Source organism: Paenibacillus mucilaginosus 3016 (genome assembly GCF_000250655.1).
Taxonomy (GTDB): domain Bacteria; phylum Bacillota; class Bacilli; order Paenibacillales; family NBRC-103111; genus Paenibacillus_G; species Paenibacillus_G mucilaginosus.
In genome coordinates, this window is the sequence record NC_016935.1 from 2,034,916 (window position 1) to 2,057,300 (window position 22,385).

The 22,385-nt window shown below is 59.7% G+C and carries 28 protein-coding genes; 15 read left to right on the plus strand and 13 right to left on the minus strand.

The features are described from left to right. Positions 1-163 precede the first annotated feature (163 nt). The 10 genes from PM3016_RS09100 to PM3016_RS09145 all read left to right on the plus strand — a co-directional run bounded on the left by PM3016_RS09100 (position 164) and on the right by PM3016_RS09145 (position 11,354). Positions 164-688 carry a GNAT family N-acetyltransferase gene (locus tag PM3016_RS09100; RefSeq protein WP_014369225.1) on the plus strand — a complete coding sequence of 175 codons (525 nt, stop codon included), beginning with the start codon at positions 164-166 and terminating at the stop codon, positions 686-688. Positions 689-811: 123 nt separating this feature from the next. Beyond that, a complete protein-coding gene (locus PM3016_RS09105) occupies positions 812-2,851 on the plus strand; it encodes a methyl-accepting chemotaxis protein (protein WP_014369226.1) in 2,040 nt (679 codons plus the stop codon). Positions 2,852-3,130: 279 nt separating this feature from the next. Then, positions 3,131-4,369 carry a GTP-binding protein gene (locus PM3016_RS09110; RefSeq protein WP_014369227.1) on the plus strand — a complete coding sequence of 413 codons (1,239 nt, stop codon included), beginning with the start codon at positions 3,131-3,133 and terminating at the stop codon, positions 4,367-4,369. A 104-nt stretch (positions 4,370-4,473) separates the two neighbouring features. After that, on the plus strand, positions 4,474-5,217 hold the full coding sequence (locus PM3016_RS09115) for an ABC transporter ATP-binding protein (protein WP_014369228.1): 744 nt from the start codon (positions 4,474-4,476) through the stop codon (positions 5,215-5,217). Further along, positions 5,214-5,966 (plus strand): ABC transporter permease, encoded by a 753-nt coding sequence (locus PM3016_RS09120; protein ID WP_013915215.1) that lies wholly within the window; start codon positions 5,214-5,216, stop codon positions 5,964-5,966. The genes PM3016_RS09115 and PM3016_RS09120 overlap by 4 nt, the downstream gene beginning before the upstream one ends. Positions 5,967-6,006: 40 nt before the next feature. Continuing rightward, positions 6,007-6,474 (plus strand): DinB family protein, encoded by a 468-nt coding sequence (locus PM3016_RS09125; protein ID WP_014369229.1) that lies wholly within the window; start codon positions 6,007-6,009, stop codon positions 6,472-6,474. A gap of 235 nt (positions 6,475-6,709) precedes the next feature. Then, the gene (locus PM3016_RS36740; RefSeq protein WP_238540475.1) at positions 6,710-7,423 is read left to right on the plus strand and encodes a C40 family peptidase; all 714 of its coding nucleotides are present in this window, start codon (positions 6,710-6,712) and stop codon (positions 7,421-7,423) included. 203 nt (positions 7,424-7,626) lie between these two features. Beyond that, complete coding sequence (locus PM3016_RS09135; protein ID WP_013915218.1) at positions 7,627-8,730, plus strand: GntR family transcriptional regulator; 1,104 nt, start codon at positions 7,627-7,629, stop codon at positions 8,728-8,730. A gap of 248 nt (positions 8,731-8,978) precedes the next feature. Next, positions 8,979-9,668, plus strand: coding sequence for an L-ribulose-5-phosphate 4-epimerase (gene araD, locus PM3016_RS09140; protein WP_013915219.1), 690 nt, complete (start codon positions 8,979-8,981; stop codon positions 9,666-9,668). A gap of 15 nt (positions 9,669-9,683) precedes the next feature. Next, on the plus strand, positions 9,684-11,354 hold the full coding sequence (locus PM3016_RS09145) for a ribulokinase (RefSeq protein ID WP_013915220.1): 1,671 nt from the start codon (positions 9,684-9,686) through the stop codon (positions 11,352-11,354). Between the two features lie 315 nt (positions 11,355-11,669). Here PM3016_RS09145 and PM3016_RS09150 read toward each other — a convergent pair whose 3' ends face one another. The 8 genes from PM3016_RS09150 to PM3016_RS09175 all read right to left on the minus strand — a co-directional run bounded on the left by PM3016_RS09150 (position 11,670) and on the right by PM3016_RS09175 (position 16,694). After that, positions 11,670-11,873 (minus strand): hypothetical protein, encoded by a 204-nt coding sequence (locus tag PM3016_RS09150; protein ID WP_013915221.1) that lies wholly within the window; start codon positions 11,871-11,873, stop codon positions 11,670-11,672. 73 nt (positions 11,874-11,946) lie between these two features. Next, the gene (locus PM3016_RS09155) at positions 11,947-12,237 is read right to left on the minus strand and encodes a hypothetical protein (protein WP_014369232.1); all 291 of its coding nucleotides are present in this window, start codon (positions 12,235-12,237) and stop codon (positions 11,947-11,949) included. A gap of 387 nt (positions 12,238-12,624) precedes the next feature. Further along, positions 12,625-14,178, minus strand: coding sequence for an FAD-dependent oxidoreductase (locus PM3016_RS09160; protein WP_014369233.1), 1,554 nt, complete (start codon positions 14,176-14,178; stop codon positions 12,625-12,627). 96 nt (positions 14,179-14,274) lie between these two features. Continuing rightward, positions 14,275-14,712, minus strand: coding sequence for a hypothetical protein (locus PM3016_RS09165; protein ID WP_014369234.1), 438 nt, complete (start codon positions 14,710-14,712; stop codon positions 14,275-14,277). Then, positions 14,709-15,119, minus strand: a complete 411-nt coding sequence (locus tag PM3016_RS09170) for an HIT family protein (RefSeq protein ID WP_014369235.1) — start codon at positions 15,117-15,119, stop codon at positions 14,709-14,711. Before PM3016_RS09170 ends, PM3016_RS09165 begins: the two co-directional genes overlap by 4 nt. Positions 15,120-15,418: 299 nt before the next feature. Then, on the minus strand, positions 15,419-15,583 hold the full coding sequence (locus PM3016_RS38510) for a hypothetical protein (protein WP_013915226.1): 165 nt from the start codon (positions 15,581-15,583) through the stop codon (positions 15,419-15,421). Positions 15,584-15,742: 159 nt separating this feature from the next. Beyond that, entirely contained in the window at positions 15,743-15,883 is a 141-nt protein-coding gene (locus PM3016_RS38515) for a hypothetical protein (RefSeq protein ID WP_014650072.1), read from the minus strand. 1 nt (position 15,884) lies between these two features. Next, positions 15,885-16,694, minus strand: coding sequence for an SPL family radical SAM protein (locus PM3016_RS09175; protein WP_014369236.1), 810 nt, complete (start codon positions 16,692-16,694; stop codon positions 15,885-15,887). An 83-nt stretch (positions 16,695-16,777) separates the two neighbouring features. Here PM3016_RS09175 and PM3016_RS09180 point away from each other — a divergent pair, with 83 nt between their 5' ends. Continuing rightward, a complete protein-coding gene (locus tag PM3016_RS09180) occupies positions 16,778-17,065 on the plus strand; it encodes an alpha/beta-type small acid-soluble spore protein (protein ID WP_013915228.1) in 288 nt (95 codons plus the stop codon). A 125-nt stretch (positions 17,066-17,190) separates the two neighbouring features. On the opposite strand, the gene PM3016_RS39495 is transcribed toward PM3016_RS09180, so the two are convergent. The 3 genes from PM3016_RS39495 to PM3016_RS09185 all read right to left on the minus strand — a co-directional run bounded on the left by PM3016_RS39495 (position 17,191) and on the right by PM3016_RS09185 (position 18,225). After that, positions 17,191-17,316: a DUF6254 family protein gene (locus PM3016_RS39495; protein WP_013915229.1), complete on the minus strand. Its 126-nt coding sequence runs from the start codon at positions 17,314-17,316 to the stop codon at positions 17,191-17,193. 186 nt (positions 17,317-17,502) lie between these two features. After that, positions 17,503-17,676, minus strand: a complete 174-nt coding sequence (locus PM3016_RS38520) for a hypothetical protein (RefSeq protein WP_013915230.1) — start codon at positions 17,674-17,676, stop codon at positions 17,503-17,505. Positions 17,677-17,787: 111 nt separating this feature from the next. Then, positions 17,788-18,225, minus strand: coding sequence for a MarR family winged helix-turn-helix transcriptional regulator (locus tag PM3016_RS09185; RefSeq protein WP_013915231.1), 438 nt, complete (start codon positions 18,223-18,225; stop codon positions 17,788-17,790). 202 nt (positions 18,226-18,427) lie between these two features. Between PM3016_RS09185 and PM3016_RS09190 the strand changes: the two genes are divergently transcribed. Beyond that, positions 18,428-18,658, plus strand: a complete 231-nt coding sequence (locus PM3016_RS09190; RefSeq protein ID WP_013915232.1) for a YuzF family protein — start codon at positions 18,428-18,430, stop codon at positions 18,656-18,658. Between the two features lie 212 nt (positions 18,659-18,870). Further along, positions 18,871-19,842, plus strand: a complete 972-nt coding sequence (locus tag PM3016_RS09195) for an ROK family protein (RefSeq protein ID WP_014369237.1) — start codon at positions 18,871-18,873, stop codon at positions 19,840-19,842. A gap of 48 nt (positions 19,843-19,890) precedes the next feature. Here the strand turns inward: PM3016_RS09195 and PM3016_RS37225 are convergent, their stop codons facing one another. Beyond that, entirely contained in the window at positions 19,891-20,208 is a 318-nt protein-coding gene (locus PM3016_RS37225) for a hypothetical protein (protein ID WP_014369238.1), read from the minus strand. 288 nt (positions 20,209-20,496) lie between these two features. Between PM3016_RS37225 and PM3016_RS09200 the strand changes: the two genes are divergently transcribed. Further along, on the plus strand, positions 20,497-20,826 hold the full coding sequence (locus tag PM3016_RS09200; RefSeq protein ID WP_013915235.1) for a hypothetical protein: 330 nt from the start codon (positions 20,497-20,499) through the stop codon (positions 20,824-20,826). Between the two features lie 253 nt (positions 20,827-21,079). Here PM3016_RS09200 and PM3016_RS09205 read toward each other — a convergent pair whose 3' ends face one another. After that, positions 21,080-21,706: an FMN-dependent NADH-azoreductase gene (locus PM3016_RS09205; protein ID WP_013915237.1), complete on the minus strand. Its 627-nt coding sequence runs from the start codon at positions 21,704-21,706 to the stop codon at positions 21,080-21,082. Positions 21,707-21,929: 223 nt separating this feature from the next. Between PM3016_RS09205 and PM3016_RS09210 the strand changes: the two genes are divergently transcribed. Beyond that, positions 21,930-22,307 (plus strand): hypothetical protein, encoded by a 378-nt coding sequence (locus PM3016_RS09210; RefSeq protein WP_014369239.1) that lies wholly within the window; start codon positions 21,930-21,932, stop codon positions 22,305-22,307. Positions 22,308-22,385 lie beyond the last annotated feature (78 nt).

Below are 22,385 nucleotides of genomic sequence, written 5' to 3' on the forward strand. Positions count from 1 at the left end.
GGGGGACTTAAAGATTATGTAAACGAATTCAACCTCCTGCTGCCGCTAAGCTCGGGGAATCCTGGTGCCGGGTGTGCCGCCTCGCCCCGGTGCGGGAAGGGGATTGTTCTTGCTTAGGGTCTATGATAAGATGGGTGAAATTTACAGTTGGGGAGGAGAGAGGATGGGCATGCTCAAGCTGGTGCGGCCTTCGTGGGAGCACAAGAAAGCTTACACTTCCTTCTATGAAGAGTGGCGGGAGAGCGGAGAGGATATGGTTCCTTGGGTGATCGCAAGGGACCCGTATGCGTACGGCGATATGCTGCGGTTTCTCGAAGACGGAGAGCGGCCCGAGCTGGCGCCGCCGAATTTCGTATCCCATTCGACCTATTGGCTGCTGGACGGGGCGGAACGGGTGGTCGGGGCGTCGAACCTGCGCCACTCCCTGAATGAGAAGCTACTGCGCAGCGGAGGCCATATCGGATACGGCATCCGTCCCTCCGACCGGGGCCGGGGCTGCGCTTCGGAGCTGCTGCGGCTTACGCTGGACCGGGCTCATGAGCGGGGCATCGGCCGTGTGCTTGTGGTCTGCGACCGGGGGAACACAGCGTCGGAGAGGGTGATCGTGAAGAACGGGGGCGTTTTCGAGTCCGAACATACGGAGGAGAACGGGAATGTGGTGCGCCGGTTTTGGATCGGAGGTGCCTAACTTTTTACAGCGGACAACAAGGTTCGAAGGTTTAACTTAATATAAAGATATCCTCCTGGACAGCCGATATTATTGAAGCACCAAGAATCTAACATCTTATGTAGCCAGGAGGACTAAAGAACCATGTCACTGCAAAAGCGTCTGCCCCTTATTATTATCGGGCTTGTGATTCTGTCCCTCGTCATCTCCAGTGCGCTGACGTATATCTACGGCGGTAATCTTATCGTAGCGGAAAGCAAGGGCAAGCTCTCGGCGAACTCGAACCGGATCGGGGAAACGGTATACTCCCTGGTGCAGGGCGAGATTACCCACGCCGAGCTCTTAGCCAAGAACAGCCTGTTCCTGGAGCTGCTTCAGCTCAGAGACCGCACGCCGAGCGATGCTGAATTCTTTACACCTCAGAATGAGCTGATGGTGAAAGCGCATAAGGTACTCCGCAGCTCCATCGCCAGTCTCAAGGATCATGAAAAATTGTTCGTCGTTGACCGTAACGGAGTACTGGTGGCGGGCAGCGCGGAGAAGGATGAGACCGGTGCCCTCAAGATTCCGGACCGTCCTTACTTTGTGGAAGCGATGAAAGGGAAGCTTTCCGTCTCCGACGTGCTCATCTCGAAGTCCAAGCAGGAGCAGATCGTCGTCTTCGCCGTGCCGGTCAAGGACGACGCGGGCAATGTCATCGGCGTCATCGGCAACTCGGTCTACGCCGCTTACTTCTCGAAGCATCTGGCCGGCCTGGATCTCGGCAACAATGCGCTCGTCTACATTATGGAACGCGGCGGCTCCTACATGGCCCACTCCCACGACCCGGCGCTCGTGAAAACGAAGCCGGAGCAGCAGCTGCTGCTGGACATCGCAGCGGCCCCGGCCTCGGAGCAGCTCACCTACGGTGAAGAGGAGATCGCTTCGGGCAGCGGCACGGCCTTCCTAGGACATACGAAGATACCGGTGACGAACTGGACCGTTATGGTACAGAACGATTACACCGATATCCGCAAGCCGCTCGGCTCGCTCTATACGAAGCTGGCCGTCGTCTCCCTCGCCGTGCTCGTGCTTACCTCCGTGGTCGGCTTCGTGCTTTCGCGCCGGGTAACCCGTCCGGTCGTCGAGCTCACGTCCGTCTTCCGCGAGCTGGCGGCCGGCAACCTGGCCGTACAGGCGAAGGGCGATTACCAGGGAGAGATGAAGGTGCTTGCCGACAGCATCAATGCCATGGTGGATAACAACCGTGAGCTGCTGAGTAACATGAACCGTTCGATTGAAGTCCTCAACGACAGCACCAAAGAGCTGGAGCACACTTCGCGGCAGACCGCCCGGGTGTTCGGCGATACTTCGGCAACAAGCTCGGAGATTGCAAGAGCGATGGAGTCCCAGTCCCATGAAACCGAGCATATCGTCGGCCGGTTCACGGATGTCGGCGACAAAATCAATGCCGTCAGCCGGATGGCCGAGTCCGTCAAGGAACGGGCAAATGGGATCATCGACGTGTTCCGCCAGAACAAGAACGTCATTGAGCAGCTCATCGCCACCAATGACAAGAACGAAGTGGAAGTCGGCAACATCTCCAGCCTGACGGGCAAGCTTGAAGAAAGCTCGAAGAGCATTGGCGCCATTACCGGTGCGATCGCCGATATTGCGAACCAGACGAACCTCCTCGCGCTTAACGCCTCCATCGAGGCGGCACGCGCCGGTGAGCACGGCCGCGGCTTCGCCGTGGTGGCCGACGAGATCCGCAAGCTCGCCGAGCAGAGCTCCAGGCAGTCCGCCGAGATCGATTCGATCATCCAGCGTACGCTCGGCTATGTGCAGGAGAACAATGCGAGCGTAAGACAAATCAACGACATTGCGGTACAGCAGGACGCCTTCGTACGCCAGACGCAGGAAGCGTTCGCTACGATCTTCAATCATGTGCAGGACATCGCGAAGCATATCGAAGAGATGGCCGGTGCCGTAGGCGGTATCCAGCAGGCGAAGGTGGAAGTGCTGGATTCGGCGCAGAGCCTGTCCGCTTCCGGGGAAGAAGTGTCGGCCTCCGTGCAGGAGGTGACGGCGACCATGCAGGAGCAGGCGGTTATGGTACAGCAGCTGACCGGCATGGTGGAAGCGATCGATTCGCTGTCCAAGGAATTGGCGCAGGCGGCGTCCCGTTTCAAGCTCAACGGATAAAAAACGAAGCTTCAGATTCACGATCCGGTCGGCTCAGATCCGGCCCAAATCAGATCAGGAAGAAAGCCTTCGGCTCCCGCAACAGGGAGCCGGGGGCTTTTTTTCGTTGGAGGAAAAAAGGCTTCCGATTGTTTAAATAGTAATAAATACGATTTACAAAAACGAGATAATGATCTATGATATTCATGCTCGCGATTATTTGTAATTATTACTATTAAATCAGATTCAATCCGCTTTGTCCTCAATGGGATCGCGGATCTTATAAAGGAGAGAGAAAACATGAAGGAACTACAGAACAGCGGCATCATTCCGGTCACCGTCCTCAGCGGATATCTTGGGTCCGGCAAGACCACATTGCTGAACCATGTGCTGAACAACCGGCAGGGAATGAGGGTGGCGGTCATCGTGAACGACCTCGGCGAAGTCAATATCGATGCGGAACTCATCAAAGGCGGGGGAGGGCTGTCCCGGACAGAGGAGAAACTCGTCGAGATGTCGAACGGGTGCATCTGCTGTACTCTGCGGGAAGACCTTCTACGCGAAGTTGAGCTGCTGGCCCTGGAAGGGCGGTTCGATTACATCCTGATCGAATCGACAGGGATCGGCGAGCCGCTGCCGGTAGCGCAGACGTTCACTTACGTCGACGAAGAGCACGGAATCGATCTGTCCCGTTCCTGCCGGTTGGATACGATGGTCACCGTAGTGGACGCTTACCGCTTCTGGCATGATTATACAAGCGGGGAATCCCTGCTGGAGCGGCAGCAGGCTGCCGGGGAGGACGACACCCGGGATGTCGTCGACCTGCTGGTCTCCCAGATCGAGTTCTGCGATGTGCTTCTCCTGAACAAGTGCGATCTTGTGGGAGAAGAGGAGCTTCGTGAGCTGGAAGGGGTCCTGCGCAAGCTTCAGCCGCGTGCCCGCATCTACCGTACCGTTCAGGGCCGCATCGACCCGGGGGCTATTCTGAATACCGGCCTTTTTGATTTTGAGGAAGCGAGCACTTCCGCGGGCTGGATCCAGGAGCTGAGCCGGGACCACCATACGCCCGAGACCGAAGAATATGGAATCGCCTCATTCGTCTACGAACGGCGAAGGCCGTTCCATACGGAGCGCTTCACGGACTGGATGTCCTCCTGGCCGGAAGAGATCGTCCGGGCCAAGGGAACCGTATGGCTCGCCACACGCAGTGAGCTGGCGCAGAGCTTGAGCCAGGCTGGGCCTTCCATTCAATTCGGCCCCGCAGGCTTCTGGCTGGCGGCACTGCCGGAGGCCGCGCGTGAAGAGGAGCTGGAGGCGGACCCGGCGCTGCGGATATACTGGGATGCCGAATACGGGGACCGGGTGACCCGCATCGTTCTCATCGGCATTGGCATGGACCGCGAGAAGCTGGTGTGCGGACTCGACTCGTGTCTGCTCACGGATGAAGAGATGAAGGTCGATTGGAAGGTTATGAAAGACGAACTGCCTAACGTCTCCTCCGCCCAGCTGGAGCAGCTATTTGCCGGTATTCAGGGATAACGTTTCCGCGATGTGCTTCCTCGGGCGGCCGTTTGGCCTCCCCTTCTCCCCCTGGTTGAATTTAGGTATAATGGGGGGCAGACAGAAGGGGGCGCAAACCGCTCATGAAGCAAGGACTGGCATTATCATCATTAATGAAGCAGCACGGGGAGACGGGCAGAATCCTGTTCTCCGGCATTTCGGCCGAAGCCGCCGCCGGGGAATCCGTCGCGCTGCTCGGCGGCTCCGGACAGGGCAAGAGCACGCTGCTGCGCATCCTGGCCTGGCTGGAATCGGCCGACGGGGGCTTCGTGGCCTATGAGGGCCGCGCCCGCAGCGAGTGGAAGCCCTCCGATTGGCGCCGGCGGATCTGCTATGTGGCGCAGCAGCCCGTCATGCTCCCCGGCACGGTGGAGGACAACCTGCGGACGGCCAGCCGGCTGCACCGCACCGCCTTCGACGAGCCACTGGCCCGGCGCTGTATGGAAGCGCTCGGGCTCGGCGGCCTGGCCTGGAGCAAGAAGGCCGGCGACCTGTCCGGCGGCGAGAAGCAGCGCACCGCTCTGGTGCGTTCCCTGCTCCTGCGGCCGGAGGTGCTGCTGCTCGACGAAGTGACGGCTTCGCTCGATCCGGGGAGCAAATCCGCAGCCGAGGAGCTGCTCGCCGCCTGGCGGCGGGAGCACGGCACCTGCCAGATCTGGGTGACGCACGATCTGCGGCAGGCCCGCGAGGCGTGCTCGCGGGTGTGGCTGCTGGCGGACGGGGCGCTGCAGGAGGACCGGCCGAGCCGCGCGTTCTTTGAAGAGCCTGCCACGGAGGCGGGGCGAAGCTTCCTTGGGGCGGCAGCGGAAGGGGAGGGAGAAGCATGAGCAACCTGGCGCTGCTGTGCACGCTGGCTTTCGTCGGCGTGACGATGCTGCTCTCCGTCTGGCAGAAGCTCGGACTCGAGCGGGACATTGCCGTCGGCACCGTGCGTTCCGCCCTCCAGCTGCTGCTCGTCGGCTATGTGCTGCAGTATGTGTTCGGGTCCCGGCACCCGGTGCTCGTGCTGCTGATCGTCGCCGTGATGATCGGTGTGGCGGCCTGGAACGCGGGCCAGCGGGCGAAGGGGCTGCCGGGCATCCGGCGCCGCATCGCCCTGGCCCTGGCCGTCACCGAACTGCTTACGGCCGGCCTGCTGGCCGGCCTCGGCATCATCGAGGCGACGCCCCAGTACCTGATCCCGATCAGCGGCATTACGATCGGCAGCGCGATGATCGTCTCGGGCCTCTACCTGAACCAGATGAAGCGCGAGCTGGAGTCCTCCCGCGGGGAGATCGAGGCGCTGCTCTCTCTGGGAGCCTCGGAGCGCCAGGCACTGCAGGATGCGCTGAAGCGCTCCGTCCGCTCCAGCATGATCCCGACCGTCGACGGGATGAAGACGGTGGGGCTGGTCCAGCTTCCCGGCATGATGACCGGAATGATTGTGGCCGGAGCCGATCCGGTCGAGGCGGTCCGCTACCAGATCCTGATCATGTTCATTCTGGCCTCCGCCGCCGCGGTCACCTCCATGCTGCTCAGCCGTTTGAGCTACAGGCTGTGGTTTGACCGTGAGGGGAATCTGCGCCGGGGGCTGTAGCGGACACCTGTCGAACCCAAGCAGAAGGAGTGTTGGAGCCGTGCAAAGACTGTTTCGCTACAATTGGCAGGTGCGCGAGGAATGGTTCGAGACATTGGCGGGGCTGCCGCAGGAGGGGCTTCTCAAGGAGCGGACCGGAGGTGTCCGGACGATTCTCTATACGATGTACCATATCGTAGACACGGAGTATTCCTGGCTGGCGGCCCTTCAAGGGAAGCCGGAGCCGCCGGAGGAATACGGCAGGTACGACACCCTGGCCAAAGTGAGAGAGCTGTCCGCCGCCTATCGGCCTTCCCTGATTTCCTTTCTCGACAGCTGGACGCCGGAGCAGGATTCACGCATTTTCGAAAGTGAACGGGGCGGCCGGACCCATCGCTTCTCCCATGGGGAAGTACTGCACCATGCGGCTGCGCACGAGATTCATCACATCGGCCAGCTGTCCGTGTGGGCCAGGGAGCTGGATCTTGCGCCGGTGAATGCGAACTTGATTTCGCGCGGGCTGACTTAAGGCCAAGCGTTCAGAGAGTCATCCGGTCCGGAAGGGGGCCGGGTGGCTTTTTTTATGCGGTTGGCAGCTGCAATGGCCCTTGACAGGAGTCCCGATATCGGACCCGGCCTGTATGGAATGGCGGCTCTCTAAGCAACATAGGGTTATCCGACAATGCAAAGGGGTAACTCTGATGACAAAAAAAGGGTGTTAGATTGGTCTTATGGGGCTGCTGCCTCTTTCTGGTGCTGGCCGGATGCGGCCGCGGGAATACGGGAGGCCGGGGGAAGGCGGCGTCTCCACCATGCAGAGCGGGATGGATGCCCGTCTGTTCGATCAGGAAGTAACGGAAGACGATGCGCTTCTGCACCAGGGAGATGCGGGGCTCGACAAGCAGGTGCCCGGCGTTCCGCCGCAGAACGGCACTGCAGGCGGCGGAGGGACGGGGCCGCGGGCCCTTCAGGAGACTCCGGGGATGGCTCCCGCACGGCCCAACCCCGCGATAGCTCCTCAGGCGGGCGGCTATACGGAGAATGTGCTGTCCACCGCGGCCATGTATTTCGGCACACCGTACGAATACGGCTCGGACCGGTCGGATCCTTCCACGTTCGACTGCTCGGATTATACGAGGTGGTCCTACCTGTATGCGCTCGGGATGAACCTGCCGCAGGATTCCCGCAGCCAGGCCCAGTACGTAAGAAGCTTCTCGAGCCGGGTGTACACCGACATCCATCAGGCACAGCGGGGCGACCTGCTCTTTTTCATCGGCTACCGCGGCGGTCAGCCCGATGCATACAGGGGGGCGTCCAAGGCGATGGGGAACATCAGCCACTGCGGTCTGTATCTGGGCAACGGCAAAATGATTCATACGGCCTCCGCCCGGACCGGAGGCGTGCGGATCGACAATGTATTCGACAATCACCTCGAATACCGCTTCGTGATGGGCGGCTCGGTGCTCCAGCTCAAATAATCTTTGCCAGGCAGGACGAACGGTTCTGCGTAAGCTTGTTTCCTTTCGGGGGAACGGGCTTTTTTTGTTGTGCCCGCCGGAAGGTACAACTTAAGAAATTGTGAATTTAAGTTGTACGTACAATATCAAACTTGGTATAATGGGCCTTACGAGAACAGAGCGGCGGCAGAGGCCGTACAGACGGAAGCAGAAGAGGTGTCGGCATGGAAAAGAACGGACTTCCCAAATATATGCAGCTGAAGGGGCAGCTTCTGGAGCGAATCAAGGAAGGCCAGATGCAGCCGGGCGATCAGCTGCCGACCGAATTCGAGCTGTCCGACTCTTACAAGATGAGCCGGCAGACGGTTCGGCAGGCGATCGGGGAGCTGGTGCAGGAAGGGTGGCTGTACCGCGTCCAGGGGAAGGGCACCTTCGTGGCGGCCTCGGCCGCCCCGGCGAAGAAAGCGGAAGAGACGGAGAAGACGATCGGCATCATTACCACGTACATCTCCGATTATATATTCCCTCTGATCGTCCGCGGGGCGGAGGCGGAGCTTCGCAGCCGGGGCTACCGGCTTATGCTCTCCTCCACGGACAACGACAAGGCGAAGGAACGGGAGAGTCTCGAGCTGATGATGAGCCACCCGCTGAGCGGGCTGATCATCGAGCCGACGAAGAGCGCGGAGGGCAATCCGAATCTTCATTATTACCTGTCGATGGGCATGTCGGACATTCCGTTCATCATGATCAACGAGCGGTATCCGGAGATGGACTGCCCCTGTGTCAAGCTCGATGACGAGAAGGGCGGGTTCCTGGCGGCGGAGCATCTGATTGAGCTCGGGCATCGGAGGATCGTCGGTTTCTTCAAGACGGACGACCTCCAGGGAATCCAGCGGCTGAAAGGGTTCATCCGGGCCCACCGGGATTACAAGGTGCCGCTCGATCCCGATTCGGTCGTCCGTTATTCCACGGAGGACAAGGAAGAGCGGCCCTTCGAAGCCGCCCAGGTGCTGCTGGCCTCCAGCGAGCGGCCGACGGCCTTCGTATGCTACAATGACCAGCTTGCCGTTCATCTGCTGGAGACAGCGCGGCAGGCGGGCCTGCGGGTGCCCCAGGACCTCTCGATCATCGGCTTCGACGATTCGTCGCTGGCTACGGCTACCGAAGTCAAGCTGACGACGCTGACCCACCCGAAGACCGAGATGGGGGTGGAGGCGGCACGGCGGCTCATTGACCGGATCGAAGGAATATCGGCAGGCGGCGCGGAAGAGGAAGCATATGTCTACGAGCCGCAGCTGGTGATCCGCTCTTCCACGGGACCTGTGTAAGGAGGCGGCCTTGTCCGGAAGCCAAGGAACGGCCTCCAGAGAAGGGGAGCCGCAGGCAGCTCTGCCGCAGGGATTGAGCCGTCTGTCCCGCTTCACCCTCATAGCAGCAGTCAACGAACCGTCCGGGCTTGCGCCCGGACGGTTTTTTGTTAGAGCACCGTACTTCAAAAAAGATGTGGAAAATTTGTACGTACAAGTATATAATGAGACCGAGAACAATCCGGTTTGGGAAAGGGGTTACGATACATTTGTTAGAACAATTGAAGCAGGAAGTACTGGAAGCGAACCTGGATCTGCCGAAATACGGCCTTGTTACGTTTACCTGGGGCAATGTGAGCGGCATTGACCGCGAATCCGGCCTGGTTGTCATCAAGCCGAGCGGCGTTCCCTATGACGAACTCCGTGCAGAGGATCTGGTTGTGCTGGATCTGGACGGCAAGGTTGTCGAAGGCAAGCTCAAACCTTCATCCGATACGCCGACCCACCTGGCGTTGTATAAAGCGTTCCCAACCGTCGGCGGCATCGTGCACACGCACTCCCCTTGGGCGACTGCATGGGCGCAGGCGGGCCGCAGCCTTCCGGCACTCGGTACGACCCATGCCGATTATTTCTACGGGGAAGTGCCCTGCACCCGCCCGATGACCCGCGAAGAGATTCAAGGGGCCTATGAGCTCGAGACCGGCAATGTGATCATCGAGACCTTCGAGGGCAAAGACCCGCTGCAGATTCCAAGCGTGCTCGTTCACTGCCACGCGCCGTTCTGCTGGGGCAAGGATGCTCACAACGCGGTCCACAATGCGGTCGTGCTCGAAGAGACGGCGAAGATGGCGTTCCACACGTACCAGCTGAATCCGAATACCGTGCCGATGGACCAGAACCTGCTCGACCGGCATTTTCTCAGAAAACACGGCGCCAACGCCTATTACGGACAATCGTAAGAGGCCGGGTCCGCCATGGCCATCCAATATGCGATCGGTATCGACTACGGTACGGAATCCGGGCGTGCGCTGCTCGTCAACCTCTCGAACGGGGAGGAAGTCGCGACGCATGTCACCCCTTACCCGCACGGCGTAATCGATGAAGAGCTGCCCGAATCCGGCGTGAAGCTCGAATACGATTGGGCGCTGCAGCACCCGGCCGACTATATCGAAGTACTGAAGCGCTCCGTGCCGGCGGTCATGAAGGAGTCGGGCATCGACCCGGCGGAGGTCATCGGCATCGGGATCGACTTTACGGCATGCACCATGCTGCCGATCGATGAGACCGGAACGCCGCTCTGCTTCAAGCCGGAGCTGAGGGAGCTTCCTCACAGCTGGCCGAAGCTCTGGAAGCACCATGCCGCACAGGATGAGGCGAACCTGATCAACGAGATCGCCTATGAGCGCGGCGAAGCGTTCCTCCCCCGCTACGGCGGGAAGATCTCGTCCGAGTGGATGCTCGCCAAGGTGTGGCAGGTGCTGAACGAGGCGCCCGATCTCTACAACCGGACGGACCGCTTCGTGGAGGCGGGTGACTGGATCATCGCGCAGATGACAGGCAGCCTTATCCGCAACTCCTGCGCCGCCGGCTATAAGTCGATGTGGCACAAGCGGGACGGCTATCCGGGCAAGGACTTCTTCGGTGCCCTGGATCCGCGGCTGACGAACCTCACCGAGACGAAGCTCCGCGGCGAAGTGCTGCCGCTCGGCACCAAAGCCGGTGAGCTGACAGCCGGGATGGCGGAGCTGATGGGCCTTCGTCCGGGCATTGCGGTAGCCGTGGGCAACGTCGATGCGCACGCGGCCGTTCCTGCGGTGGGCGTGACTGCGCCGGGCAAGCTGGTCATGGCGATGGGCACCTCGATCTGCCACATGCTCCTCGGCACGGAAGAGAAGCTCGTTGAAGGCATGTGCGGTGTCGTCGAAGACGGCATCATTCCGGGCTTCCTCGGTTATGAAGCCGGACAAACGGCAGTAGGCGATATCTTCGCCTGGTATGTAGAGCAGGCGGTGCCGGCCTATGTCACCGAAGCGGCCAGAGCCGAGGGTGTCTCCGTGCACGAATGGCTCGAGAAGCGGGCGGCCGCCTACAGGCCGGGCCAATCGGGACTGCTTGCGCTCGACTGGTGGAACGGCAACCGCTCCGTGCTCGTCGACACGAACCTGACGGGCCTCATTCTGGGCTGTACCCTGCTGACGAAGCCGGAAGAGATCTACCGAGCGCTGCTGGAAGCTACAGCGTTCGGTACGCGCAAGATTATCGACACGTTCCACAGCAGCGGTGTGGAAGTCAACGAGCTGTATGCCTGCGGGGGACTGCCGCAGCGCAACCGCCTGCTGATGCAGATCTATGCCGACGTGACCAACCGCGAGATCAAGATTGCGGCATCCACGCAGACCCCGGCTCTGGGAGCGGCGATGTTCGGTGCGGTAGCCGCCGGTTCCGCGCAGGGCGGATATGACTCGATCGTCGAGGCGGCCGGGAAGATGGCCCGCGTACGCGAAGAGACGTTCCAGCCGATTCCGGAGAACGTCGCGGTCTACGAGAAGCTGTATGAGGAATACAGCAGGCTCCACGATTACTTCGGCCGCGGCGGGAGCGACGTCATGAAGCGGCTCAAAGCAATCAAAGAAAGCCCCCAGTGAATCTTGCTCACGGATTGTAAATAGATACGGCACAAAGCCGCCCTTCCATTTGGAGGGGCGGCTTTGTACGCTGCTGATGCGAAACTGGGGAATCGGCTTGTACCTGCAGCAGAGAACAGCATTTAGCCTGCCTGTCCTGCAGCAGAGAGAAGCATGTACGCTTGCCTGCCCCGCAATGGACAGGAGGCAAGCATGCCTGAATGGCTGCAGTGGAGAGCGCCGATTGAGCCTGCTGCTTCCCCTGCAGCAGCGGCGCAGCTTAAGGCCGCCGCCCGTCATTCTTCTATTGCCGGGATGCCGGACAGAGCTTGTCCCTTACTTGGAGCGGCGGTTCTCCGAACCCTCATCTCCATCGAACGTGTGCTCGATGTTCTCCATGGTGCCTTCGACGAAATCGGCCAGCATGTCCGTTGCCGCTCTGCCTTGGTTCTCCTTCGGCGTGTTGATGCCGGCAGCCGTGTTCGACGTTTCGTTATATTCTTCCTGGTCGCGGTAAGCTTCCTGATTGCGCTTGGTCACGGGAGTCACCTCATCTTAAGGAATTTATGCCTCCCTTACCATTACCCGATCGGGCACCGTTTTATTCAGAATGTCATCGTGAAGTAAATGGGGGAGCCGGGCAGAAAGCCGGCCGGTCCGAGCGGCCGGCCGGCTTCCCGCGCTTAGTCGCGGCCTTGGAGGCGTCCGTGGCCGTGATGTCCGTGCTGCCCGCCGCCATGGTGGCCGCCGTGATGTCCGCCATGATGTCCATGATGCCCATGATGCCCATGATGCCCATGATGCCCGTGATGCCCGTGATGCCCGTGATGCCCGTGATGCCCGTGATGCCCGTGATGCCCGTGATGCCCATGATGCCCATGATGATGTCCGTGGTGATGTCCATGGTGCATCGGATAAGGCCAGTAGGGGTAAGGAACATGGGGTACATACGGGTTGTAATGCGGCTGCCCATAGGGCTGCACCACAGGGTACAGGGGATTCTGATAAGAGCGCGTGTTGTTGCTCAAGTCAATTGCTCCCTTCGGGTTGTGGGATCGGTGATTACACCTTACACTATGCCCGTAGGCCCCGGGTGGATGCTTATCCCTGAGAAAAGAGAGACGGATTTAGGCTTCCGCTCCATAGGGGGCAGCCTTGGATACATCCTGTCTCCTTAGAAGGAACGGGATGTACGTGCCGCTGGCTTTTTACCTTTACTCCCATGGGGCGCACGCCGGACAGCCAAGCATGCTGCCGGATGCCCCTCCGACGTCTGCCCCGTACCCCTGGCTTAGGATTTGGGCTTCACCACAAGCTTGCCTTGATTGACCTGCTCGATCTGCTGGGGCGAATAGCCTTCGATGAGATTGCGGCCGGGCTTGCCGTTCAACTCGATGCCTCTCTTCTTCATGAGCTTCTGCAGCCGCTTCATCTCTTCCTCCGGAATGGAGGCGAGCTCATGCCTGCCATCGATCAGCCCAAGGATCGCTCCGATCACTTCGCCGGCCTGGGCGGTGTTCGGCTGGATACGGGCGCTGCCGTACGCGACGGCTGAAGCGCCGACATTCTTTCCTGCGGCGATCACGTTGGCATAACCCTTGTACAGGAACGACCGGAGCGGCATCCCGTACCGGTCGGATTTGCCGATCTCGGTGCCCCAGGGATTCGCCTTCGTACCCTGCAGATCCAGCGCGTAGCCGGCGATGCCCACGGTGTCGGGGAACAGGGTGCCGCTGAACAGATCGGAAGCCTGCATCACATACTCCGTCTCGTAGCGGTCGTAGTCACGGATATACAGGTAGCGGGGATATCCGTTCACTTCGGCATTCTCCCAGCCGGGAAGCTCCCGCCGCAGGTGGTCTCTGACCTTCAAGGTCTCGCTGACCCCGAGCTCATGCGCTTTCTTCACGCTCTCCGCATCCGCCGGATTCACCCCGAAGACGAGCAGGGCGTTGATCAGCGCTTCGCCGTCCCGCTGGTTCACCACATTCAGCCCGCGCAGGAACACTTCCTTGCTGCTCGGCTTGTAGCTTTTACCGATATTCCCGAGCCCGTAGGCGAAGTCCTTGGATACATCGGTATTCACTCCGTATTTCTCGAACCTCTGCGCTTTGGGGAGTCCGCCGACTTCCTTCGCGAATTTCTTCCAGTCGACTCCCTTGAATTTCATCATCACCGAGGAAGCCATGTAATCCTTCCCCTTGGCAGGGAAAACGGTCTCCATTCCCGGAATGCGCTTCAGCCCGAGGCGCGAGGAGAGCGCGGCGTGATCGGTATTCTCCACCCAGTATTGGGCCGAGACCGTTTTCTCTTCGCCGTTCTTCGTCCGGTAAGTCATGGCGGTGATCCGGGTCGGGGACGATCCCTCCGGCTTGACGGCGGAGGAGGATCCCCCCGGAGAACCGGTCGACAGCGAAGTGATCGTAATTCCGGGGACGATGCGGATCCCCTCCGTCAGCGAAGCATAGTAGGACTCGTATTCGGGGAGCTTGCGGATCGTCCCTTTTTTGTATTCGTCGAACAGGCCCTTCACCAGACCCTGCAGCAGCGATGTCCCGCTGCGGTCGAACGGCTCGTCGAGATACAGCATCTCGCCCTGCAGCAGCTGCCCTCCTGGTTCTTCCCGGGGATCCAGCACGAGGACGCTCAGGCCTTCGTCCACAGCCGCACGGGCCAGGTACATGCCCTCGATCTCCGAACCGATGACGACGACATCAGGCTTCGACGGGTCGAGCGGCTTCGGCGTCCGGGTGACGGGCGCATCCGCACGCCCGAAGCAGGCGGTGAGCAGCAGCGCCCCCGCCATAACAATCGATGAAACAGCAAACCACTTGCGTCCGGTCATTTGTACGACACCCCTGCTCTATGAATTGATCATAGTCATAGACCTAGCAAGAGGAGGAAATGTTGCAAAACTTTGGAAATACAAGGCTATTCGGCATCAGTATCGGCCCGGAACGGGCTTCGTCCCTTTCTCAAAGAGCTCATCCAGGAGTGGAGAAAACTGGGGATCGGGAATATAGTAATGCTTTCCGAATTGCGTTGGGAGGAAGGAGAACTTCTCCTCCCCTTTCTCAAACAGGATCACGATGTAATTGAATCCGGCACGCTGTGCCTGACTAGGATCGGGGGAGAAGGGGAGGTCGCCGGCTTTACTGACCCAGTCGCGGATCACCTCCGGATTGGTGACCGTTCTCCATTCGCCGCTCATGCCGCTGCGGAGATCGATCCGGTCCACCGAGACGAGCTCTCCCGGGTAAAACTCATCCAACGGTCCGGCGGGCAGGGACTCGGGTGGAGGTACGGATTCGCATCCGGCCAGCAGCAGAAGAGGCAGCAGGAGCGCCGCGAGGCACAAATGAACGCGGGTGCGGCTCACTCCGGCTGCTCCCCGGAGGAGGCGGAGGCCCGGCGGTTCTCCGGGCTGCGGTACAGGTGGCGGATGCCCTTGCCGGCGTAGAACTCGTCGGCATATCGCGGAAGCACATGAAGGTGGGCGTGGGATAACGTCTGCCCGCCGACGGCACCGCAGTTCCAGCCGATATTGTAGCCGTCAGGACGGTAGGCTTCTTCCATATAGGCTTTCACCTGGAGGAGAAGGGGCTGCACGGCATTCCACTCCTCGGGGGTCAGATCGAAGACGGACTCCCGGTGGGCCTTCGTGACCAGAACGCCGGCCCCGGGGATCTCCTGGGTATCGAGCTGCAGGAACATGCAGTGCTCGTTCTCCAGGACGATCCGCTGCTTCGGCTCCAGCTCCACATGACAGAATACGCAATCTTGCATGGGGTTCACTCCTTGAATTTCCATAGGTATGAGATCTCCTATACTATAGCATACGGCGGTCCCGGGATGCTTCCGTTTCCCTCCTGAGCCGCCATCCCTCCCGAACTTCGCCGGCTTCTCGGGCCACAACAAAGCGGCTGACTTCAAGTTGAAGTCAGCCGCTTTGTGCCGTTAGCACCGCCGGAAGCTGCACAGCTCCATCCGGGCCCTGAAGGGAATCCTGCTGCCTGGTCCTGGTGCTGCCCGCCGCTCCGGACTATGCAGAGCTGCGAAGTCCATTGGCGGTGATCCCGGCCGCCTTATTCCTTGTTGTACTCCTGCCACAGCGTCTTCTCACCGGACTTCGGGCTCTCGGGGAACTTCTCATCTTTCTTGAAGTTCTCCAGTGCGCCTTCCGTACACATGTAGGGGCCGGTTTCCGGCACGGTCTCGCCGGTCGGATACTCCCGGTTGGATCCTGACATGGCCAGCACCTCCTTTCGGTGTTTCCTCCTACTTAACCTTAGGGGACAAGCCTGAATCCGCAGCCCCAATGCAGACGGAATAAGGGCGGGGCATCCGATGGATACTGAATCTTGAGGACACCGGGTTCTTCTGGGGACAGCCACGAGTGGATTCACCGTTCATTCGAAGGTAAAAGACAGCTGGACCGGCGAATCCCCGGCCGCCGGACCGGAAGCCGATGCAGCCGCCGGGGATTCGGGATCGTGCCGGTATTCGGGGATGCCGTACCGCTCCAGCAGAGCATGCAGGCGGGTTCTCACTTCACGCCGGTACGCATCCGAGGGATAACCCGGACCCGGCATACAGGCGGGCGTAGGAGGACAGGAGCTGCGGATACTGTCCGCGTACGGTACCGAAGAACCAGCTCTTGACCTCACGGGTGCTGAGCCGAAGCGGCGAGCCCATGACGAAGGAAGCGCCGGCCTCCCGGCTGCGTCTGACCACGGTCTCCAGCTCTTGTTCGCTGTCGGTCAGGAAGGGAAGGATCGGGGCAAGGAAGATGCCTGCGGTTACTCCGGCTTCCCTCAGCCGGGTCAGGGCCTCAAGGCGCTTCTCCGGAGACGGTGTCATGGGCTCGAAGCCGCGCCAGACCTCCTTGTTCATCGTGTTCAGTGAGATGTTCACGGAGCTGCCCGGCAGTTGCCGCAGCAGATCCAGATCCCGCAGGATCAGCGGCGACCGGGTGGTGACGCTCACGGGGATACGGCGGGAGACAAGGGCTTCGAGGCAGCGGCGGGTCAGCATCTCCCGTGCCTCGATCGGCTGGTACGGATCGGTGGCCGTACCGATAGCAATCCGGCCGGCGAGCTTCTCCCGGCCTCCCCGGCTGCGGAGCATCTTGTCGAGCTGCGCTTCCAGCGTTTCGCCAGCGTTCGCTTTGTAGAGAATCTGGTGCTGGAAGGCATCGTCGGTCCCGAGTCCCAGGAAGGCATGCGTCGAGCGGGCATAGCAGAAGCTGCAGCCGTGCTGGCAGCCCCGGTATGGATTGATGGACCAGTCGAAGGGCATCGAGGGAGCTTTCACTCCGTTCAGAATCTGTTTCGCATGAAGGGGTTCATAGGTGGTTTTCATCTGAAGGATCAGCCCGCTTTCTTCTATGGTATAGGAATATATGTTCGCATTTTGTGATTTTATTATACTAAGGAGGACAGGTTATGGCAAGGAGAAGAAGCAGGAGCCCGGTCGTACCGGGGGCGGGTCAGGGACTCGACAGGCTGAAGGCGGAAGTGATGCGCCGGCAGGGTTATGCGGTACAGGACGCCCGTCCGGACCTGGTGAAGTATGAGGTGGCCCGGAGCCTCGGGATTCCGCTGCAGGGTACGGGGAATAACCAGCAGCTGACGACCGAGCAGGCAGGGAAGATCGGCGGCCCCATCGGCGGCAGCATGGTGCGGGAGATGATCCGGATGGCGCAGGAGCACCTGGCGAAGCGCCAGCCTTAGAAAGCGCGGAAGCGAGGGAGGCGAAGACACGGCACCGCTCCTGCCGGACGCGCTGTTACAGTTCAGGCCGGCCGCCTGGTCTGCCGCCTGCAAAAAGGACCCTGCCGCGGCAGGGTCCTTCTCGCTTATTGCTGGTGCTGTGCATCATACTCGGCGGCATATTCCGCGAGTGACTTGATTTTGCCGTGCGGGTGCTGGGTTTGTTTGCGGATTTTCCACTGGTTCTCCTCGCGGCGTTTCGAATGGCTCATCTCACAACAGCTCCTTTGGCGTCAAGTTTGGATGATGCCTTACTAATATGGCGGGGGGACCGTTATTTTATGAACGGAGGGAAGAGGGAATACAGCAAGGAAACCGCGGCACAAGATAAACTGTTCGTTTATTCTTATATACAGAAAAAAAGGAGCGGCGGCTCCCAATCTCCGAGGATCGGGGCGCTACTCCTTGCGGTCCAGATGCAGATCTTCCAGCGTGTATCGGTAATTCCACAGGAACTCCATATCGTAATCGGTCGTATCCCTCCAGATAAACTCAAGCAGGCCGGCGGCGAAGGCAACGGTGACGGATGCGAACAGCATCAGCCACATGCCGAACGAAACGGCATTTTCCATAAGCGCAGCTCCTTTCCTCCCGTTTGCCTTCATTCTATGAACGCTTTCATAGAAAGATGATAGGGGAAAGGAAATTTTGCACGCCTGTCTTCGCCAGGGGAGCCGCGGAGATCAGGAGGTCGATTCGCTGTCCTCGAGGATTTGTTTGAAAATCCGGTTGAGATGATCGACATCTTCTTTGGGCAGGCGTCCGAAGAAACACTCGACGACTTCCGAACGGTGACGGTGAAGCGATTCCAGGACTTCGCGTCCCTTGTCCGTAATCTCCATCATAACGACGCGGCGGTCTTCTTCGGAGCGGGTGCGGGAAGCGAAGCCTCCGGAGATCAGCTTGTCCGACAAGCTGGTTACCGCACCGGAGGTGATATAGAGCATTTCGGCGATCTGGGATACCTTCAGCGGGCCCTCAGCCTCCAGCTTCTCGAGAATGACGGCTTGGGAGGCCGAAACCCCTTGTTCTTCAAACCGGGTCCAGGAGGTGCGGATTTTGCGGAAGAGCAGCCGGAAGGTGCTCTCGAGTTCATACAGGTTGTCTTGGCGGTCGGACATCAGATCTCTTCCTTTCATGGCCATGCACACGCACTATAGGCAGGTTCACGGAGTAAGACTTACAGGAATAGTACGGAGCGAACGGCATGAGGTTTCAAAAAGAGGGAAAAAAGCCCCGAAATCCGTGCGCATAACTTAGCATCACCGGGCATAGATTGGGTTATGTGCCCAAATGCGAGGATTCACGGGGAGGAAGACAAATATGAACCAACCGTATGCCGTGCAGCCGCAGCCGATTTTTGAAGTCCAGCCCTTCGTGGTGCAGGCGCTCCAGTCCCTGCTTGGACAGACACTCGTGCTCGAGACACCGAGGGGAAGCGTGTCGGGCGCGCTGAAGGATGTGAAGCCAGATCACGTTGTGGTTCATGGGACCGACGGCAATCTGTACTTCGTGGCCGTGTGTCATATTATCTGGATCATGCCGGTAAAGTAAGAGGGACGAAGGGCCGTTACGCGCATTGTCCGTAAAGGACGACGTAGCCGTTTATCCCGCAATAGATTGGCCGCCCCCGCCAAGGGGTTGGAACCGCCCGCGCCGTTGTGCCGAGCGGTTTTCTTTGCATTTCATCAAGAAAATTATTTTTATTGATATAACGGTTTCTATGAATTATATTTTCATTATCAGAGGAAAAAGGTGGAGATCCGGTGAGCAGGTATATAGGTATCGATATCGGCGGAACGAATATGGTATGCGGGTTGACGGACGGGGAGGGGCAGGTGCTGCGCACGGTCAAGATTGCGACGGAGGCCCCGAGCGGGAGCAAAGAAGTGATCCGCCGGCTGGCCGAGGCGGTGACCGGGCTGATGACCCATGCAGGCGGACAGGTGTCAGCCGTGGGGATCGGTCTTCCCGGGTTCGTGGACCATGTCCAGGGGATCTCCGAGCTGGCGGTGAATCTCGGCTGGAAGAACGTGCCTCTGGCGGACGAGCTGCGGGGGCATATCGGTGACATTCCGGTATTCCTCGATAACGACGTGCGGATGTACGTCTACGGCGAAGCCGTGGCGGGAGCGGGCCGGGGCTTCTCGCACGTGCTCGGCGTAACGATCGGCACTGGCATGAACTCGGCGCTGGTGGCGGACGGCAAGCTGTACTACGGCGCCGGCGGACGGGCCGGAGAGATCGGGCACGTGCCGATGGAAGGGCTGACCTACCCGTGCAACTGCGGGATGACCGGGTGTCTCGAGACGGCCGTCTCCGCGAACGGCATCGCCCGTCAGGGACGCGAAGCCGTGGCCCGGGGGGAACGGTCGCTGCTCGGCGAATGGTTCCCGGAGGACGGGGGAGCGCGCCTGACAGCGGCCGACGTCTCGCGGGCCTATGATCTGGGCGATGCGGCGGCGGCCGCCATCCTGCGGCGGACGGGAACGCTGCTCGGCCGCGGACTTGCGGCAGCCGTGACCCAGCTGGCCCCGCAGGTGCTGATCATCGGAGGAGGCGGAGCGCAGGCCGGAGAGCGGCTGCTCGGCCCCATGAAGGAGGAGCTGAAGCGCTGCGTGCTGCCGTTCTACTGGGAGCAGCTTACGGTCAAGACAGCCGAACGGCTGGAGGATGCCGGGGTCGTCGGAAGCGCTCTGTACGCGAAGGGCAGACTGGAAGCGCAGGCACAGCAGTAGGCCGCATCCAGGCCGGACAGACAGGAGCAGGCATGCCGCTGACTACTGTTACGCCCTGACAATGAGGCAGGCAGGCCAGGGATGGATCCCGTGGCATGGCAGCAGGGTACCGCCGGAACGCATGGAGGGAAGTCTGCCTGAGGAATCCCCCGGGCAAAAAGAAATGGAACCGTCACTCCCTCCCTGGGGCAGTCGGTTCCATTCTTTTTTGTGCTTATTCTCCTGACGGGACAATGCCTCCCGTTTGGTCGGTGTCGTCCGTTCGACGGGGACAAGACCCCTCCAGCTTCCCCGGTGAATGTCCGGGTTCAGGTGACCTTCGCGCTCGAGCCTGCGGCGCAGCTTGGATGCGTTGCTTCTTGCCATGGATATGCTTCCTCCTTGAGTATGCGTGATGATTTGGCCTGCCACTGTCCATTATACCAGCTTATTCCTGCTGTGCCTACAAGCTGCCGCCCCCCTTGAAATATATGATTTTATTTTTCGCCAAGGCTCGAACCCGTTTAATCCTCGCCGGGTTTGACAGATTTGGGACAATCGCGCGCCGGGCGTTGTTTCGGCGTGCGCTTTCATGATACCCTTGTACCTATAGGAGCGGGTTCCTGCCGTCGGTGACGGGAAGGAATCCGCCATTTTGCAGGAGGATGACAACCCTTGACTTATGATACCCTCTACTGGCTGATTCTCGGGGCCGGCTTTGTACTCACCGGGATCGTCGGCGTACTGTTCATGCTCCGGACGGAGAAGCTGCTTTTGTCGTTCCTGGCGGGTACGGCGGTGAATATAGCGATTACGGGAGCGGGCGTCTGGTGGTGGAGCTCGGTCTTCGCCGGCGAGGAGCAGCAGTTCTCGCGGATGTTCGGCTTGTTCGGCCTCGGCGTCTCGTTCGTGAACAATATCGTGCTGCTGTTCTTCGCCCAGCTGATCATGAAGCGGAAGATCGGGGGCGATCCCAAGCCGGAACCGGAGGATTACGACGACTGAAGGCGGCCTCCGCCGTCCGGCGGCTGACAACCGGTCAATTCTGTAACATAACTGTAATGTGATATTCATCCGTTATTAATGAAATCGGGATATACTGTTTATGACCCCCTTTTTAATATATATATCCCTTGATAACCCGCGATCCGTTGTGATGGCGGGTTCTTTTTTTATGTATACAAAAAGGCCCACCCACAGTGGGCGAGCCTTTTCCGGCCGAAGCCGAAAGGTCTGAAAGGGATGATTTTACAGAAATTTAGAAGCGGGAAGCGATTTCCGCCGCCTTCTTCAGGCCTTCCGATTTGATCTCGGCCGCACGGTCCGGGAACTGGTTGTGGCCTTCGATCACGACGCTCTCGATCTGGTTGATGCCGAAGAAGCCCATGATCGTCTGAACATATTTCAGGCTCATCTCGATCGCAGCCGCAGGGCCTTCCGAGTACACGCCGCCGCGTGCGTTAAGCAGCGCGACTTTCTTGTCGCCGAGCAGACCTTTCGGGCCTTCTGCGGTGTAGCGGAAGGTTTTGCCCGCTTGGCAGAGGTAGTGCAGGTAAGTGATCAGCTGGGCAGGCACGGTGAAGTTCCAGAGCGGGAACGCGAAGACGATCTTGTCAGCTGCGAGGAACTGGTCGAGGTAGGCGTTGGCCGTACCTGCGGCCTTCTGCTCTTCAGCCGTCAGCTCGAAGCCTTGGGAGCTCTTGTAGAGGCCGTTCAGCGTGTTGGTGTCATAGTAAGGAAGGTCAACGTTGAACAGGTTGAGCTCGGTGATGCTGTCGCCGGGGTTAGCGGCCTTGTAGCTCTCGAGGAAAGCGTTGTAGAGCTGCACGGATACGGCTTGATCGGCCGGACGGCCGTTCGCAAGAATAAAGAGAACATTAGACATGAATCGTTCCTCCTTGGTATGTACAATGAGAATTAATAACTTACTTTATGTAAGTATAATAAGATATAGACTTACAAAAGTCAAGTAAATAATTTTATAAGCAAACCAGAATCTGCATAGGCGGCCGGGACGGGTGACAACCTAGGATGGAGAGGCCTGGACAGATGGATCGGGGGACGGTTCTTGTCCCTACAGGCTACAATATGCAGGGGAGTGAATCCGCATGGCCGGAATCAAACATGCCGAGTGCAAACGGATTGTGGAGCGCAGCGATCAGCTCTGCGCCGATGTGGAGGTACAGCTGGAAGGCGAGAAGCAGGCATTCATTGCACTCTTCACCGATGCGGGAGATGAGGACTACCGTCTGGAGATGATCCTCAAAAACGATGCGGATCCGGCCATCGACTGGTACGATAATGACCTGCATGCCGCTTACGAGGATGTGACCGAGGAGCTGTTCGGCGGAACGCAGGGCGGGTCAGGCTGGAGCTCGAAAGAGGAGTTCAAGGAAGCGGTTCTGGCTTATCCCGGTGTCCGGTCGCAGATCCGCACGCAGCTCGATGCAGCAGAAGCACTGAAGCTGCAGGAGATCCAGGCCTGAGAAGGCCGCTTTCAGGGGCTCCCGAACGAGTGAGCGCCAAAGCACAAGAGCCGTCTGCCGGGAAGCTTCCCGGTTGGA